A 16,005-nucleotide genomic window follows, 5' to 3' on the forward strand; every position below is an offset into this window, starting at 1 on the left:
CAACAATTACAACTCTAAGGTATTATGTCAAAATTGAGATTCAGAGTAGTAGAGACGGCGTTCAAGAAGAAACCCGTTGCAGTGGCAGTCCCGGCGGAACGTCCGTCAGAGTATTTTGCCAAGTATGTATTCAACAAGGAGAAGATGTTCCGCTATCTGCCGAGCAAGGTGTATGCCAAACTGACGGATGTGATTGACAACGGAGCTCCGCTGGACCGCAGCATAGCCGACGAGGTTGCCGCAGGTATGAAGAAATGGGCGGTTGAAATGGGGGCGACCCACTATACGCACTGGTTTCATCCGCTGACCGAAGGTACTGCCGAAAAGCACGATGCTTTTGTGGAACACGACGGCAAAGGCGGCGTGATGGAGGAATTCACCGGCAAACTGCTCGTGCAGCAGGAACCGGACGCTTCCAGTTTCCCGAACGGCGGTATCCGCAATACGTTCGAGGCACGTGGCTACTCGGCATGGGACCCCTCCTCCCCGGCATTCATCGTAGACGACACGCTCTGCATCCCGACTATTTTCATCGCCTATACCGGTGAGTCTCTGGACTACAAGGCACCGTTGCTGAAAGCCCTGCGTGCCGTAGACAAGGCTGCCGTCGACGTATGCCACTATTTCAATCCGGAAGTAAAGAAAGTGGTTGCCTATCTGGGCTGGGAGCAGGAATATTTTCTGGTTGACGAAGGGTTGTACGCCGCACGCCCCGACCTGCTGATGACCGGACGCACGCTGATGGGCCATGACAGCGCCAAGAACCAGCAGCTGGAAGACCATTACTTCGGGGCCATCCCCAGCCGTGTGGCCGCTTTCATGAAGGAACTGGAAATCGAAGCGCTGAAACTCGGCATCCCCGTCAAGACCCGTCACAACGAAGTGGCTCCCAACCAGTTCGAGCTGGCTCCCGTCTTCGAGGAATGCAACCTGGCGGTAGACCACAACATGCTCATCATGGCCTTGATGCGTAAAGTGGCACGTAACCACGGTTTCCGCGTACTGCTGCACGAAAAGCCCTTCAAGGGTGTCAACGGTAGCGGCAAGCATAATAACTGGTCGCTGGGTACGGACACCGGTATCCTGCTCCACGCACCCGGCAAACTGCCCGAAGAGAACCTGCGTTTCATCACCTTCGTAGTGAATACGCTGATGGCCGTATACCGTCACAACGGATTGCTGAAAGCCTCCATCTCCAGTGCGACGAACGCCCACCGGCTGGGTGCCAACGAAGCGCCTCCGGCCATCATCTCTTCCTTCCTGGGCAAGCAGTTGAGCCAGGTGCTGGAACACATCGAAGAGAGCACCAAGGACGATCTCGTCAGCCTCAGCGGCAAGCAAGGCATGAAGCTGGACATCCCGCAGATTCCGGAACTGATGATAGACAATACCGACCGCAACCGCACCAGCCCGTTCGCCTTCACCGGCAACCGCTTCGAGTTCCGCGCCGTGGGTTCCGAGGCCAACTGCGCCAGTGCCATGATTGCGCTGAACTCCGCCCTTGCCGAGCAGTTAACGGAATTCAAGAAAGATGTGGACGAACTGATTGAAAAGGGTGAGCCGAAAATCTCCGCCATCCTCGAAGTCATCCGCCGGTACATCAAAGTCTGCAAACCTATCCACTTTGACGGCAACGGTTACAGCGATGAATGGAAAGCCGAAGCAGCCCGCCGCGGTCTGGACTGCGAGACAAGTGTTCCCGTCATTTTCGACAACTACCTGAAACCGGAGAGCATCCGGATGTTCGAGTCCATCGGTGTCATGACGAAAAAGGAACTGGAAGCCCGTAACGAGGTGAAATGGGAAATGTACACCAAGAAAATACAGATTGAAGCCCGCGTGCTCGGAGATTTGGCCATGAACCACATTATCCCCGTAGCTACACAGTATCAGTCGGATTTGATTGACAACGTCTACAAGATGAAAGACCTGTTCTCCGCAGAGAAGGCTGCAAAACTGTCTGCCAAGAATCTGGAACTCATCGAAGAGATTGCCGACCGTACCGCCTTCATCAAGGAGCATGTGGATGCCATGATCGAGGCGCGCAAAGTGGCCAACAGAATTGAGAGTGAACGTGAAAAAGCCATCGCCTACCACGACAACATCGTACCGATGATGGAGGAAATCCGTTACCACATCGACAAGCTGGAACTCATCGTCGACAATCAGATGTGGACGTTGCCCAAATATCGCGAGTTACTGTTTATAAGATGAAAAATGAAGGATGAAGGATGAATCCTTAATCCCTATCTCATTCTTTTGTTGGTTGTTTTAAGTTTGCAGGGGGGAGAGGTGCCGCGAGGCAGTTCTCTCTCTTTTTTCGTCCATGCCAACTGTTGGCGGTAAGCGGGAAATAACCTATCTTTGCCCGTCAGATAAAACAATCCTGTCATCATGAAGAATTTACGTAACTGCTATGCAGCGTTCCTGCTGTTTGCCTTGCTGTTCGTTGCGGCTGCTGCCCCGGCACAAACCGATCTGCAGCAAAAACTGGGTCGGATTTCCGCTATTACGGAAACCCGTCCGTTGGAGTCCACCCGGTTCTCCGAGAAGTATGTAACCTATTTTACCCAGCCGTTGGACCACCGTCGTCCCGAAAAGGGCAGTTTCCGCCAGCGCGTGATTGTCTCCCACGTCGGCTTCGACCGTCCCACGGTGATTGTAACCGAAGGCTATGGAGCCGCCTATGCCCTCAACCCCAAGTATCGCGAGGAACTTTCCGAGCTGCTCGATGCCAACATGATTTTTGTGGAATACCGTTATTTCCTGGAATCCACCCCTGAGCCCAAAGACTGGCAATACCTCACCGCCGAGAATTCTGCCGACGACCTGCACGCCGTCCGCAACGCCTTTAAAAGCATCTATCCCGGCAAATGGATTGCGACCGGCATCAGCAAGGGCGGACAGACTACCCTGCTCTACCGCACGTTCTATCCGGACGACGTGGATATTTCCGTGCCTTATGTAGCTCCGCTCTGCTACGGGGCGGAAGACGGACGCCACGAGCCTTTCCTCAGGAAAGTGTCTACTCCGGAGGACCGCAAACGGATTGAGGACTTCCAGTTGGAAGTGTTGAAACGGAAAGCCGCACTGCTCCCCCGCTTTGAGAAATATTGCAATGAAAAAGGACTCAAGTTCCGTGCGTCCGTTGAAGAGATATACGACTATTGCGTGCTGGAGTATTCTTTTGCCCTTTGGCAGTGGGGAACTCCCGTCAGCAGCATCCCTGCCACCACGGCCTCGGACGATGAGATATTTGCCCATCTGCTCGACATCAGTAATCCCGACTACTTCATTGCCGACAGTCCCACAGCCTCATTCTTCGTGCAGGCCGCCCGCGAACTGGGCTATTACGGCTACGATACGAAGCCTTTCAAGAAGTATCTTTCCATCCAATCGAGCAAGGATTACCTGCATCGTCTGATGCTTCCCGAAGAGCTGAAAGACATGCCCTTCGACAAGACCCTAAGCAAGAAAATCACGAAGTTCCTAAAAGAGAATGACCCGAAAATGATATTCATCTACGGACAGAACGACCCGTGGACGGCTGCCGGAGTGACCTGGCTGAAAGGGAAGAAGAACATCCATGTATTCGTAGAGCCCGGCGGAAGCCATCGGGCACGCATCGGCACACTGCCCGAAGAGGAAAAGAAGCAAGTGATGGAGCTGATAAATGAATGGTTGAAACAATAAAAACGGATGGTCCGTGTGGCATGAACAGACCATCCGTTTACTCCTGACAGACCATCTGTTCAACCTCAACAGATGGTCTGTTTTTTTATTCTATAATTTGTGCATCCTCAATATCGTCCACTGCCTTTACTGAAGCATCCGGTGTCTTCGGGCGGCGACGCGTAAACTTGAACCAGTTCAGCAGTTCCGAAGCCGCATAGACCAGACTGCTGATACCGATAATAATAAATGCCGTGGAGCGTACTCCCGTAGGATTGAACAGCGCAACCAAGCCGGCAAGCAGAATTAATACCGGAACCACATAAAAACCTCCCGGTACCGGCATCCAGCGACGGGCAGCGGAAAGCGAGGCAATCTGTTGCACTCCTCCCATCACCAGGATAAATCCCAATACAAATGTCAGCAAATCGGCAAAGAAACCGGGCATGATAATCAGCCACAAGCCAAACAGCAGGCTGCCCACCCCCTCGATAGGGAAACGGCTGCGCATTTCCGTGCTCTGTGCAAAGTAGCCTATGATGCTGATAAGCGAAGGCACCAGGAAAATGACACCTATCGTAATCACAAAGTAATCACCCGCCTGGTCGGGAAACATCACCAGCACCAAACCGATAACCAGCGCACATATAGCACGCAAAAATGAATAACTTAATCCTTTCATGAGTCTATGTTTTTTTGCGAAGATACATCTTTATCCGAATAACTCCACACGAAAATCCCGAAAAATCAGTTTACATTCAGCCAGGCATTCATATCTTCGGCCACAAAGAGCCAGTATAATAACAATAGTACAGCAATAACCACGCCTATGGCAACTAAATGTTTTCTATTCATAGTTTGTTCCTTTCTTTTTTTGAATGAATATTCGTTTTTACTACACTTATAAGAACAATATTTCAAGAAAAATGTTCTTATCCAGAAAAAAAGTCATATTTATTTTGGCAGTTAAAACAAAGTGCTTATATTTGTCGCGAAAACGAAGACAGGCTGCACCTCAGCATAAAATAATGAACAAGTTCATTTTATTATACATTCGGTTTGCACTGTCTTTGCCCCCGATAAAACAAAAAAAGTCAATGAAAACAATGTTAGTAAATACATATTGGTGGTGGCACCCGTTACAACTCCGACAGTCGTAAGGGAGCAGCGCTCGTATGTATATATGTAATATATAGTAAAAAACAAAAAGAGCCCTGTCGCACCAAGCGACGGGGCTTTTTTCGTTTAAACAATAATGCGTTTTGATTTCTGAAATAGTAAATAGTAAATCGTCAAATAGTAAATAACATGATGAATTTCTTAGTTGACAAAGAAGGTTATTACGGAGAGTTCGGCGGGGCATACGTTCCCGAAATCCTCCACAAATGTGTAGAAGAGTTGCAGAACACCTACCTCAAGGTGCTGCAAAGTGAGGACTTCAAGCGTGAATACGACCAGTTGCTGCGCGACTACGTGGGACGCCCTTCCCCACTCTACTTGGCACACCGCTTGTCCGAGAAGTACGGTTGCCGGATTTACCTCAAGCGTGAAGACCTGAACCACACCGGTGCCCACAAAATCAACAACAGCATCGGGCAGGTATTGCTGGCACGCCGCATGGGCAAGCGCCGCATCATCGCCGAAACCGGAGCCGGGCAGCACGGGGTGGCCACAGCCACCGTCTGCGCCTTGATGAACATGGAATGCATCGTCTACATGGGTAAGACCGACGTAGAGCGCCAGCGCGTCAATGTGGAGAAGATGAAGATGCTCGGCGCCACCGTCGTTCCCGTCACCAGTGGCAATATGACGTTGAAGGACGCCACCAACGAAGCCATCCGCGACTGGTGCTGCCATCCGTCGGACACCTACTACGTGATAGGTTCCACCGTCGGCCCGCATCCCTACCCCGACATGGTGGCACGCCTGCAGTCCGTCATCAGCGAAGAAATAAGGAAGCAGCTCCTTGAACACGAGGGACGCGAATGCCCCGACTACCTCATCGCCTGCGTAGGTGGAGGAAGCAATGCAGCCGGCACCATCTATCACTACGTCAACGACCCGCACGTGCAAATCGTCCTCGCCGAAGCCGGAGGAAAAGGCATTGAAACGGGAATGACAGCCGCCACCATCGCCCTCGGCAAGATGGGCATCATCCACGGCTCGCGCACCTACGTCATCCAGAACGAGGACGGACAGATAGAAGAGCCCTATTCCATCTCTGCCGGACTGGACTATCCGGGCATCGGCCCCATGCACGCCAACCTTGCCAAGCAGAAACGTGCCATCGTCCTCGCCGTCAACGACGATGAAGCCATCCGCGCCGCCTACGAACTGACCCGGCTCGAAGGCATCATCCCCGCATTGGAAAGTGCCCACGCACTGGGTGCGCTGGAGAAGATGAAGTTCAAGCCGACGGACGTGGTGGTGCTGACGGTGTCGGGACGGGGGGATAAGGATATAGAGACGTATTTGAGTGATGAGTGATGAGTTATAAGTGATGAGTTATAAGTGATGAGTTATTTGAAAATACGAGATACAATGAAATAAAATACAAGATACAATGAAACAATATGATTATAAAACAATCAGCCGCACCATGCTCGGTGACTTGCATACGCCGGTGAGCACGTATCTGAAGGTGCGTGACATCTTTCCGCAGAGCGCACTTATGGAGAGTTCCGACTATCACGGCAGTGAGAACAACCGTTCGTTCATCGCTCTGTGTCCGCTGGCTAGTGTCAGCATAGACCACGGCACGGCTATCTTCCGCCTGCCGGACGACAGCCGCGAAGAGCATCCCATAACCGATGCATACCGGGTGGAAAATGCACTGAACGACTTCCTCGGCCGCTTCCACGTGGAAGGTGAATACAGCAATTACTGCGGACTCTACGGATACACCTCCTTCAATGCGGTCCGCTACTTCGAGAATATCCCTGTGAAGGACAGCCGCGAAGCTACCAACGATGCGCCGGACATGCTGTACATATTATATAAGTACCTCATCGTCTTCAACGATTTCAAGAATGAGATGCTGCTTCTCGAGATGCTGGCGCCCGGCGAGACCAGCGAACTGGACCTGGTGCAGAAGGCCATCCATAACCGCAACTACACCGCCTACGATTTCCGCGCCATCGGCCCCACCACCTCTCCGCTTACGGACGAGGAGCACAAGGCGAATATCCGCCGGGGCATCGCCCACTGTCTGCGCGGCGACGTTTTCCAGATAGTCCTCTCCCGCCGGTTCGAGCAGCGTTTCACAGGCGATGACTTCAAGCTCTACCGTGCCCTGCGCAGCATCAACCCTTCTCCCTATCTGTTCTATTTCGACTTCGGAGGCTTCCGCATTTTCGGCTCGTCCCCCGAAACCCATTGCCGCATCGAAGGCCGCCATGCCTATATCGACCCCATTGCCGGAACCACGAAGCGCACCGGCGATGCAGAGCAGGATGCCCTCAATGCCCGGTACCTGCACGACGACCCCAAAGAGAACGCCGAACACGTGATGCTGGTGGACCTTGCCCGCAACGACCTCTCCCGCAACTGCCACGATGTAAAGGTGGACTTCTATAAGGAGATGCAGTATTACAGCCATGTCATCCACCTCGTCAGCCGTGTCAGCGGAACGCTCCGCGAAGAGGCCGACCCCGTCAAGGCCTTCATCGACACCTTTCCTGCCGGCACCCTGAGCGGTGCCCCCAAGGTACGCGCCATGCAGCTCATCAGCCAGCTGGAACCGCACAACCGTGGAGCCTACGGAGGCTGCATCGGTTTCATCGGACTGAACGGCTCGCTGAACCAGGCGATTACGATTCGTACTTTTGTCAGCCGCAACGGTGTCCTCTGGTTCCAGGCAGGCGGCGGCATCGTGGCCAAGAGCAACGACGAGTACGAACTGCAAGAGGTGAACAACAAGCTCGGCGCACTGAAAAAGGCGATTGAGATGGCGGAAAAAATGTGAGTTTATGTACGATTTGCCATGCGGCGTACATTGCGCAGCCAAATCGTACATCGTAAATAAAGTAACTTCAATCGTACATCGTAAATCGTCAAATAGTAAATAAAATAGATTGTAAAAACAAAAGATGAAAACAGTTATCATAGACAATTACGACTCCTTCACCTACAACCTTGCCCATCTGGTGAAAGAGCTTGGCGCAGAAACGGATGTGCTGCGCAACGATAAATTCCGGCTCGAAGAATTGGAGCCATACGATAAAATCATCCTCTCACCCGGCCCCGGTGTCCCCGAGGAAGCCGGACTGCTGCTGGATGTCATCCGCACCTATGCCGGACGGAAACCCATACTCGGTGTCTGTCTGGGCGAACAAGCCATCGGACAAGCGTTCGGTGGAAAGCTGGTCAATCTGGAAGAGGTGTTCCATGGGGTACAGACGGAGATAAGGAGGAAGGAGGAAAGACTAGGGACAAGGGATGAAGGATTAGGGGGAAAGGATTATGAAGGTATTTCTCTCGAAGAAGACTATATCTTCTGCGGTTTACCCAATAGGATTCCCGTCGGACGATACCACTCCTGGGTGGTCGATACGGAGGACTTTCCCGAAGCGCTGGCCATTACCGCCATCAGCCCCGAAGGACAAATCATGGCGCTGAAACATCGGGAGTATGACATACACGGCATCCAGTTCCATCCTGAATCGGTACTGACACCCGACGGAAAAACAATCGTAAAAAACTGGCTTTTCAAATGAGGCACTTCAGAAAAAGAGTAAATTCAATCGTCAAATCGTAAATCGTCAAATCGTAACTAAAAAGATGAAAGCAATACTCACCCGTCTCTTCAACCACGAAGAGCTTACGTCGGAGGAAACCAAACAAATCCTCCTCAACATCACCAAGGAAATGTATCCTGAGGCGCAGATAGCAGCCTTGCTCACTGCCTTCCAGATGCGGAGCATCACTGTGGACGAGCTTATCGGTTTCCGCGAAGCACTGATGGAGACACGCCTTCCCATCGACTTCGCCCCCTATCGCCCCATCGACATTGTAGGTACGGGCGGCGACGGAAAGAACACCTTCAACATCTCCACCTGCGCTTGCTTCGTGGTGGCGGGCGCCGGCTACAAGGTTGCCAAGCACGGCAACTACGGAGCCACTTCCGTGAGCGGAGCCAGCAATGTCATCGAGCAGCACGGCGTACGCTTCACCAACAACCCCGACACGCTGAAACGCAGCATGGAGGAGTGCAACATCGCTTACCTCCATGCCCAGCTTTTCAATCCGGCGATGAAGTTTGTCGGTCCCGTACGCAAGACGTTGGGAGTGCGCACCTTGTTCAATCTGCTCGGCCCGCTGGTGAATCCATGCTGCCCGGCATACCAGCTGCTCGGTGTGGCAGACCTCTCGCAGATGCGCCTATACACCAACGTATTCTATAAGCTCGGCATTGACTTTGCCGTGGTCAACAGCCTCGACAGCTACGACGAAATCTCCCTGACGGACGAGTTCAAGGTGATGACCCGCAACTACGAGCGCATCTACCGTCCGCAGGCTCTCGGCTTCAAGGATGCCCGTCCCGAAGAACTCTTCGGCGGCGCATGCAAGGAAGATGCCGCCCGCATCTTCGACAATATCCTTACGGGGCATGCCACACCTGCACAAACGCAATGCGTCATTGTCAACGCCGCCTTTGCCATCCAGGTGATGGAGCCGCAGAAAGAGATTGAAGAGTGCATCGCCATCGCACGCGAATCATTGGATAGCGGACGGGCGCTGGCTACACTGAAAAAATTTATCGAGATTAATAAATGAAGCAATGAAAGATATACTCTCCGAAATCATCGCCCATAAGCAAACAGAAATTGAACTGCAAAAGCAGACCGTCTCTCTGGAACAGTTGCAGGAGCAGGCCGGAATCATCATCCGGGAGAATGCGGCACACCGCCGCAGCATGAAGCAGGCCCTTGCCGCTTCTTCTACAGGAATCATCTCCGAGTTCAAACGCCGTTCACCCTCCAAAGGCTGGATAAACGAGGCTGCCCGGGCAGAGGAAATACCTGCCGCCTACGAAGCCGCCGGCGCCGCCGCCCTCTCCATCCTGACGGATGAGAAGTTCTTCGGCGGTACGCTGCGCGACATCCGCACGGCCCGTCCGCTCGTCCGCATCCCCATTCTGCGCAAGGACTTCATCATCGACGAGTACCAGCTTCTGCAAGCCTGCATCGTAGGTGCCGACGCCGTATTGCTCATTGCCGCCTGCCTCAGTCCGGAGCAGTGTAGCACCCTCACCGCCCAAGCCCACGAACTCGGGCTGGAGGTATTGCTCGAAATCCACAGCCCTTCGGAACTCTCCTATATAAATAAGGAGGTCGACATGGTGGGTGTCAACAACCGCAACCTCGGCTCCTTCGTCACCGATGTAGAAAACTCCTTCCGGATAGCCCGGCAACTGCGCGAAGCCACCCACGGACCGGCATCCCCGCTCCTTGTTTCCGAAAGCGGCATCTCCGACCCCGAAACCATCTGCCGCCTGCGTGCCGCCGGCTTCCGCGGTTTCCTCATCGGCGAAACCTTCATGAAAACAGCCAATCCGGGCGAAACCCTGAAAGAGTTCATCCAAGACAGTCTCTTAATTGATAATTAAAAGTTGAAAGTTGATAATTGTAAATACAAAAGTCTCTCATACAGCGTCACATCGCGCAGCCAAATTGTAAATAGTAAATTGTAAATCGTAAATAAAATGTCTCCTCTCATCAAAGTATGCGGAATGACCGAAGCAGAAAACATCCGCAATGTAGAACTGCAAGGTGTAGATATGATTGGTTTCATCTTCTACCCAAAATCTCCCCGTTGTCTGTGCCAGATGCCCGGGTATCTGCCAGCCTGCGCCAAGCGTGTCGGCGTCTTTGTCAACGAAAGTAAGGAAAACATCCTGATGTATACCGACCGTTTCGGCCTGGACTACATCCAGCTGCATGGCAATGAAGCTCCCGAGTACTGCCGTTCCCTGCGCAATGCAGGCCTGCACCTCATCAAGGCTTTCTCCATCTTGCTGCCCAAGGACCTGCTTTCCGTATCTGCCTACAATGGTCTGTGCGACTATTACCTCTTCGACACCAAGACCCCGCAGTACGGCGGTTCCGGCAACCAGTTTGACTGGAACCTCCTGCACCGTTACAACGGTCCCACCCCGTTCCTGCTCAGCGGTGGCATCAACCCCTACAGCGTAAAAGCCCTCCGGGAGTTCCGCCATCCCTATTTCGCAGGTATCGACATCAACAGCCGTTTCGAGACGGCACCGGGAATAAAGGATGTGGAACGCATCTCAAACTTCCTGAAAGAACTCAAGGGAGGTACGATTTGACGATTTACTATTTACTATTTGGCTGCGCAATATACGCCACATGGCAAATTGTACATTGTACATGGTAAATAGTAAATAGTAAATAGTAAATTGTAAAATTGTAAAATTGTAAATCGTAACATGCAGCATATAGTGCGCAGCCAAATAGTAAATTGTAAATTGTAAAATTGTAAATAGAAATAGTATGTTGAACCGCATTAACCAACTTTTCCAGGACAGCCCCAAGAATCTGCTGTCCATTTACTTTTGTGCAGGCTGTCCCAACCTCGACGGTACTGCCGACGTTATCCGTGCCCTCGAAAGAAACGGAGTCAGCATGATTGAAATCGGAATTCCGTTCAGTGACCCCATGGCCGACGGCATTGTCATTCAGAACGCCGCCACCCGCGCCCTGCACAACGGCATGTCCCTCCGCCTGCTTTTCGAACAATTGCGCGACATCCGTCGCGATGTCCGCATCCCCCTCATCCTTATGGGGTACCTCAATCCCATCATGCAGTTCGGCTTCGAAGCCTTCTGCCAGAAGTGCGTGGAATGCGGCATCGATGGCGTCATCATTCCCGACCTCCCTTTCCGCGATTACGAAGAGAGTTACAAAGCCATCGCCTCGAAGTATGACATCCGTGTCATCATGCTCATTACCCCCGAAACCAGCGAAGCCCGCGTCCGCGAAATAGACGCCCACACCGACGGCTTCATCTATCTGGTGTCCAGTGCCGCCACCACCGGTGCCCAGAAAGACTTCGACACCCGGAAGCAAGCCTACTTCAAGAAGATAGAGGATATGAACCTGCGCAATCCACGCATGGTAGGCTTCGGCATCAGCAACAAGCAGACATTCGATGCCGCTTGCGCCCACTCATCCGGTGCCATTATCGGCAGCCGCTTCGTCACGCTGCTCAACGAGAAGGAAGGAGATGCGGAAAAGGCTATCAGGCAGTTGAAGGAAGATTTGAAACAGTGAGCTTATTCAAATTTCATACAATATATTTTTCGCAATGAAAAAATAAAAGAGACAAAATCTGCAAAGACTTGTCTCTTTTATTTTCTCCCCATCTCATATTTCACTATCTTTGTGCCCGAAAAAAGCTCTAATACGAATATCATGAAAGTCGATTGCCCTTCCGTACTATTGATTTACACTGGCGGAACTATCGGAATGATAGAAAATCCCGAGACCGGTGCGCTTGAGAACTTCAACTTCGACCAACTGCTACAGCATGTTCCCGAACTGAAGCGCTTCAACTACCGCATCTCTTCCTATCAGTTCGACCCACCGATCGACTCTTCCGATATGGAGCCTTCCCTCTGGGCAAAGATTGTAAAAATCATCAACTACAACTACGACAATTTCGACGGTTTCGTCATCCTGCACGGTACCGATACGATGGCCTATACAGCCTCCGCCCTCAGCTTCATGCTCGAGAACCTTTCCAAGCCGGTCATCCTCACCGGTTCCCAGCTTCCCATCGGCACCCTGCGCACCGACGGGAAAGAGAACCTCATCACCGCCATTGAAATAGCCGCCGCCAAGCATCCGGACGGTACTCCTATCGTCCCCGAAGTGTGCATCTTCTTCGAGAACGAGCTGATGCGGGGCAACCGTACCACCAAAATCAATGCCGAGAATTTCAATGCTTTCCGCTCCTTCAACTATCCCGCACTGGCAAAGGCAGGCATCCATATCCGTTATAACGAGCACCTCATCCACCGTCCCGACCCGTCACGCCCCATGAAGCCGCACTACCTTTTCGACACCAATGTCGTAGTGCTCACCCTCTTTCCCGGCATCCAGGAAAGCATCATCAACTCCGTGCTTCATGTTCCCGGCCTGAAAGCTGTTGTCCTCAAGACCTTCGGTTCCGGCAATGCCCCCCAGAAAGAATGGTTCATCCGCCAGCTGAAAGAAGCCAGCGAACGTGGCATTGTCATCGTCAACATCACCCAATGCCAAAGTGGCGCCGTCGAGATGGGACGTTACGAAACCGGTCTGCAACTTCTCCAGGCAGGTGTCATCAGCGGCTATGACAGTACCCCCGAATGTGCCGTCACCAAACTCATGTTCCTCCTGGGACATGGACTGAACCAAGCCGAAATCCGCCACCGCATGAATTCCGACCTGGCAGGAGAAATCACCAAGATTTAGTAAAGCGGCAATACAGAGGGCATTTAGTAATATTGATAATTTTCAAGACAAACTTGCATTATCTATCCATACAAAATCGTTAAAAAGCGTTAACCAACACGCTTTTATCCCCCATTAATAAAGCTTATTAGTTTAAATAAACGTACTTTTGCTTACAATCAAGCAAAACAAATGTAAAATATGGGAGAAAATACCCTATACAAACGCTTTCTGCCGCTTGTTATTCTTACAGTAGGCATACTGCTGCAGGGTTGTAAAGACGATGTTTTTAACCCCGAAAAAGTGAAAGCAGCCTATCAAGACAGGTTTCCGGTCAAGAACATAGATCCGGCTATGGATTGGAAAATGACTCAGCAGGTCCGGGTCAATGTTTCTGTATCCGAAGATACCGGCATCGACTATACCATACGTATTTACGACAAGAACCCCTTAATCAGCCGGTCATCTGCCAAACTGCTGGCAGAAGGCACCGCCAATAATACAACAGTATTTACTACCGTCATGGACTGCCCTTCTGTGCTGACGAGCGCTTTTGTGTGCCGCACCGATGCACACAGCCGCAACATAGTAAAATACGTATCCATCCAAAACGGTCAGCTCCATGCCGCTTTCGGCAGTTCCCCCACAACTACACGTGCCGCATGGACGCGCAGTGTCAGCATCGAGACCTATTCACCGGAAAAGTCTGAGGCAGAAATCACCGCAATGCTATCAAGTGCCGAAGAAATAAGGCCGAATACCGATTTTCAAAACGGAAAAGCCTACAAAATCTCCAAAGACAATATATATAGGAATAAAATCAGCAAGGACGGCATGGGAAGTGACAATCCGGCCATCATCATCATTGAAGGCAGCTGGGAACCCAATGGAAACAACATGACCGTTGAACGAGGCTTCGAATTCTATGTGATTGACGGAGGGGAAATCGTGATACCGGACGAGCACACCTTCACTTTAGTGCAATCCAGCCGGTTTATCGTCTACGCGGGTGGAACCATCAAAGGGAACGACATCGAATTGACCAATGCATCCGGAGGCAGCTACAACTACAATGCCGGCACTATGGAAATAGACGATTTCCATGTCAGCCAGGGAGGAGCATTCTATAATTGCGGTACCGTGCGTGTCGATGAAATGAATTTCGACAGCGGATGCAAATTCATCAACCAGGGCAAAGCCTATATCGGGAAAACCGACAGCAACATCACTATAGACAACGGATGCTATCTATATGCGGAAGAATTTGTAGGCACACTGAACATGGGAGACACCTCTTCTGCAGAGATAGAGGATTTCGGGGACCATAGCAACAATTACAACACCCAAATCACGATGGGTGACAACTCCATGATAACCGTACTTGATGAAGCAGAATTGTCACAAGCACAATTTATGGGTCCAAACAATGAATATGCACTGGTAAAAATCAATAAAATTGAAGATATAGGAAATTTCTCCAGCCAGGGAAACATTCATTATGAAGTGAAAGAAATTGACGATGATATCACCGAGGATATCTGGTGGGAAGCCAAATTCCTTGATGCCATCAAGAACACCGAAGGAACCATATCCAAATGGGGAGAATCCCCCATCACCATTCCTGCCGGAGACTGTACGGGCGAAGGCAATACTCCGGACGAGTCCGGCTCAGAAACCCCTACAGACCCGGTCTCCTATACGTACGTATTCGAAGACAACTTCCCGTTGGTAGGCGACTATGACTTCAACGACGTGGTCTTGGACGTGGAGACCTACTATCACCGCGAGAAAAAGACGAACCACATCAAGCGCATACAGCTCGACGTGACCCTTGCTGCAGCAGGAGCAAGCAAGCCGTTGGGCGTAGGGCTCCGGATTACCGGAATCAATAAATCCGATATCCGGGAAGTCAAGACCGGAGGCGACGATTCGCGTTTCCAGGAGTCATTCAACAGCTCGTACAACAAATTCAGGTATAACAACGTTACTTACATGGAAGATTCCGATCCGAGTGTCGTAATCCCCATCGCAGGCGAGGTGCACAATGTATTCGGAGTTGAACCGGGTGAGATGGTAAATACCGGCATTGGAGTAACCGCCAAAAAGTACACTTATGAAGTCATTATTGAACTGGCAGACCAAACCCGGACAGAGCCCCCATTCTCAAAAGACAATCTGGACTTCTTCATCTGTTATCAATATAAAAGCATGGAACAACGCATGGAAGTCCATCTTTACGAATTTTGGGGATATGGCGCCACTGCCGCCGGAACCATACAGCAAGAGAATCTTGACTTGGCAGGCAACAACACGTGGGCAATCTGCGTGCCGTATGGCTTCCGCTATCCCAAAGAAACAATCAATGTGTCACGTACTGATATCCCCGAGGCAAGCGCATATCCGGAATTCATCTATTGGGCCCAAGACAGAACCCAGTATACGGAATGGTACGAACACCCGGTAGAAGAAAATGTATATAGATAAATATAGCAAACAATTATCATAAACAATGAAACAAATATTATTTGTAGATGACAAACCTGCCATAGGCAAGGTACTCTCGGTCTATTTAGGGAAAGAGAATGAGCTGGTTTATTTCGAAGATCCCGTCAGGGCCATAGAATGGCTGAATGAGGGGAACGAACCCGCTCTCATCATTTCGGACATACGCATGCCCAAGATGACCGGCAGTGAATTCCTGGCATATCTGAAAAGCAATTCACTTTTCAAGGACATTCCGGTTGTGATGCTTTCCAGTGAAGAAAGTACCACCGAGCGCATCAACCTGCTCGAAGCCGGGGCCGAGGATTTCATACTGAAACCTTTCAATCCTATGGAGCTGAAGGCCCGCATCAAGAAATTTCTCTAAACAACAAAATCA

At 51.1% G+C, this 16,005-nt stretch carries 13 protein-coding genes; 12 read left to right on the forward strand and 1 reads right to left on the reverse strand.

The features are described 5' to 3' along the window. Positions 1-24 precede the first annotated feature (24 nt). Both DWX62_RS19290 and DWX62_RS19295 read left to right on the forward strand, forming a co-directional pair. Complete coding sequence (locus DWX62_RS19290; RefSeq protein WP_035448681.1) at positions 25-2,214, forward strand: glutamine synthetase III; 2,190 nt, start codon at positions 25-27, stop codon at positions 2,212-2,214. Between the two features lie 180 nt (positions 2,215-2,394). Continuing rightward, complete coding sequence (locus tag DWX62_RS19295; RefSeq protein WP_035448683.1) at positions 2,395-3,693, forward strand: S28 family serine protease; 1,299 nt, start codon at positions 2,395-2,397, stop codon at positions 3,691-3,693. Between the two features lie 85 nt (positions 3,694-3,778). On the opposite strand, the gene DWX62_RS19300 is transcribed toward DWX62_RS19295, so the two are convergent. After that, complete coding sequence (locus tag DWX62_RS19300; RefSeq protein ID WP_005827537.1) at positions 3,779-4,354, reverse strand: DUF308 domain-containing protein; 576 nt, start codon at positions 4,352-4,354, stop codon at positions 3,779-3,781. A 629-nt stretch (positions 4,355-4,983) separates the two neighbouring features. Here DWX62_RS19300 and trpB point away from each other — a divergent pair. The 10 genes from trpB (at position 4,984) to DWX62_RS19355 (ending at position 15,993) form a co-directional block, all read left to right on the forward strand. Beyond that, the gene (gene trpB, locus DWX62_RS19310; protein ID WP_171030456.1) at positions 4,984-6,159 is read left to right on the forward strand and encodes a tryptophan synthase subunit beta; all 1,176 of its coding nucleotides are present in this window, start codon (positions 4,984-4,986) and stop codon (positions 6,157-6,159) included. Positions 6,160-6,235: 76 nt separating this feature from the next. Continuing rightward, positions 6,236-7,636 carry an anthranilate synthase component I family protein gene (locus DWX62_RS19315; protein ID WP_120173099.1) on the forward strand — a complete coding sequence of 467 codons (1,401 nt, stop codon included), beginning with the start codon at positions 6,236-6,238 and terminating at the stop codon, positions 7,634-7,636. 124 nt (positions 7,637-7,760) lie between these two features. After that, the gene (locus tag DWX62_RS19320) at positions 7,761-8,387 is read left to right on the forward strand and encodes an aminodeoxychorismate/anthranilate synthase component II (RefSeq protein ID WP_120173100.1); all 627 of its coding nucleotides are present in this window, start codon (positions 7,761-7,763) and stop codon (positions 8,385-8,387) included. A gap of 64 nt (positions 8,388-8,451) precedes the next feature. Continuing rightward, positions 8,452-9,447 carry an anthranilate phosphoribosyltransferase gene (gene trpD, locus DWX62_RS19325; protein WP_005837316.1) on the forward strand — a complete coding sequence of 332 codons (996 nt, stop codon included), beginning with the start codon at positions 8,452-8,454 and terminating at the stop codon, positions 9,445-9,447. A gap of 4 nt (positions 9,448-9,451) precedes the next feature. Beyond that, complete coding sequence (trpC, locus tag DWX62_RS19330; protein WP_120173101.1) at positions 9,452-10,279, forward strand: indole-3-glycerol phosphate synthase TrpC; 828 nt, start codon at positions 9,452-9,454, stop codon at positions 10,277-10,279. A 96-nt stretch (positions 10,280-10,375) separates the two neighbouring features. Then, positions 10,376-10,999 carry a phosphoribosylanthranilate isomerase gene (locus DWX62_RS19335; RefSeq protein WP_057089591.1) on the forward strand — a complete coding sequence of 208 codons (624 nt, stop codon included), beginning with the start codon at positions 10,376-10,378 and terminating at the stop codon, positions 10,997-10,999. Positions 11,000-11,183: 184 nt separating this feature from the next. Next, complete coding sequence (gene trpA / locus DWX62_RS19340; RefSeq protein WP_008664364.1) at positions 11,184-11,963, forward strand: tryptophan synthase subunit alpha; 780 nt, start codon at positions 11,184-11,186, stop codon at positions 11,961-11,963. Positions 11,964-12,104: 141 nt separating this feature from the next. Beyond that, positions 12,105-13,145, forward strand: coding sequence for a type I asparaginase (locus tag DWX62_RS19345; protein ID WP_117652636.1), 1,041 nt, complete (start codon positions 12,105-12,107; stop codon positions 13,143-13,145). Positions 13,146-13,325: 180 nt separating this feature from the next. After that, a complete protein-coding gene (locus DWX62_RS19350; RefSeq protein WP_118358053.1) occupies positions 13,326-15,608 on the forward strand; it encodes an LruC domain-containing protein in 2,283 nt (760 codons plus the stop codon). Positions 15,609-15,633: 25 nt separating this feature from the next. Beyond that, complete coding sequence (locus DWX62_RS19355) at positions 15,634-15,993, forward strand: response regulator (RefSeq protein ID WP_005827508.1); 360 nt, start codon at positions 15,634-15,636, stop codon at positions 15,991-15,993. Positions 15,994-16,005: the final 12 nt, after the last annotated feature.

Origin of the sequence: Bacteroides sp. AF20-13LB (genome assembly GCF_003603065.1) — a bacterium.
GTDB lineage: Bacteria > Bacteroidota > Bacteroidia > Bacteroidales > Bacteroidaceae > Bacteroides > Bacteroides uniformis.

Excerpts from the sequence above, each read along its gene's own strand:
- DWX62_RS19290 (WP_035448681.1), top strand. The coding sequence starts at position 25 with ATGTCAAAATTGAGATTCAGAGTAGTAGAGACGGCGTTCAAGAAGAAA.
- DWX62_RS19295 (WP_035448683.1), top strand. The coding sequence starts at position 2,395 with ATGAAGAATTTACGTAACTGCTATGCAGCGTTCCTGCTGTTTGCCTTG.
- DWX62_RS19300 (WP_005827537.1), bottom strand. The coding sequence starts at position 4,354 with ATGAAAGGATTAAGTTATTCATTTTTGCGTGCTATATGTGCGCTGGTT.
- trpB (WP_171030456.1), top strand. The coding sequence starts at position 4,984 with ATGAATTTCTTAGTTGACAAAGAAGGTTATTACGGAGAGTTCGGCGGG.
- DWX62_RS19315 (WP_120173099.1), top strand. The coding sequence starts at position 6,236 with ATGAAACAATATGATTATAAAACAATCAGCCGCACCATGCTCGGTGAC.
- DWX62_RS19320 (WP_120173100.1), top strand. The coding sequence starts at position 7,761 with ATGAAAACAGTTATCATAGACAATTACGACTCCTTCACCTACAACCTT.
- trpD (WP_005837316.1), top strand. The coding sequence starts at position 8,452 with ATGAAAGCAATACTCACCCGTCTCTTCAACCACGAAGAGCTTACGTCG.
- trpC (WP_120173101.1), top strand. The coding sequence starts at position 9,452 with ATGAAAGATATACTCTCCGAAATCATCGCCCATAAGCAAACAGAAATT.
- DWX62_RS19335 (WP_057089591.1), top strand. The coding sequence starts at position 10,376 with ATGTCTCCTCTCATCAAAGTATGCGGAATGACCGAAGCAGAAAACATC.
- trpA (WP_008664364.1), top strand. The coding sequence starts at position 11,184 with ATGTTGAACCGCATTAACCAACTTTTCCAGGACAGCCCCAAGAATCTG.
- DWX62_RS19345 (WP_117652636.1), top strand. The coding sequence starts at position 12,105 with ATGAAAGTCGATTGCCCTTCCGTACTATTGATTTACACTGGCGGAACT.
- DWX62_RS19350 (WP_118358053.1), top strand. The coding sequence starts at position 13,326 with ATGGGAGAAAATACCCTATACAAACGCTTTCTGCCGCTTGTTATTCTT.
- DWX62_RS19355 (WP_005827508.1), top strand. The coding sequence starts at position 15,634 with ATGAAACAAATATTATTTGTAGATGACAAACCTGCCATAGGCAAGGTA.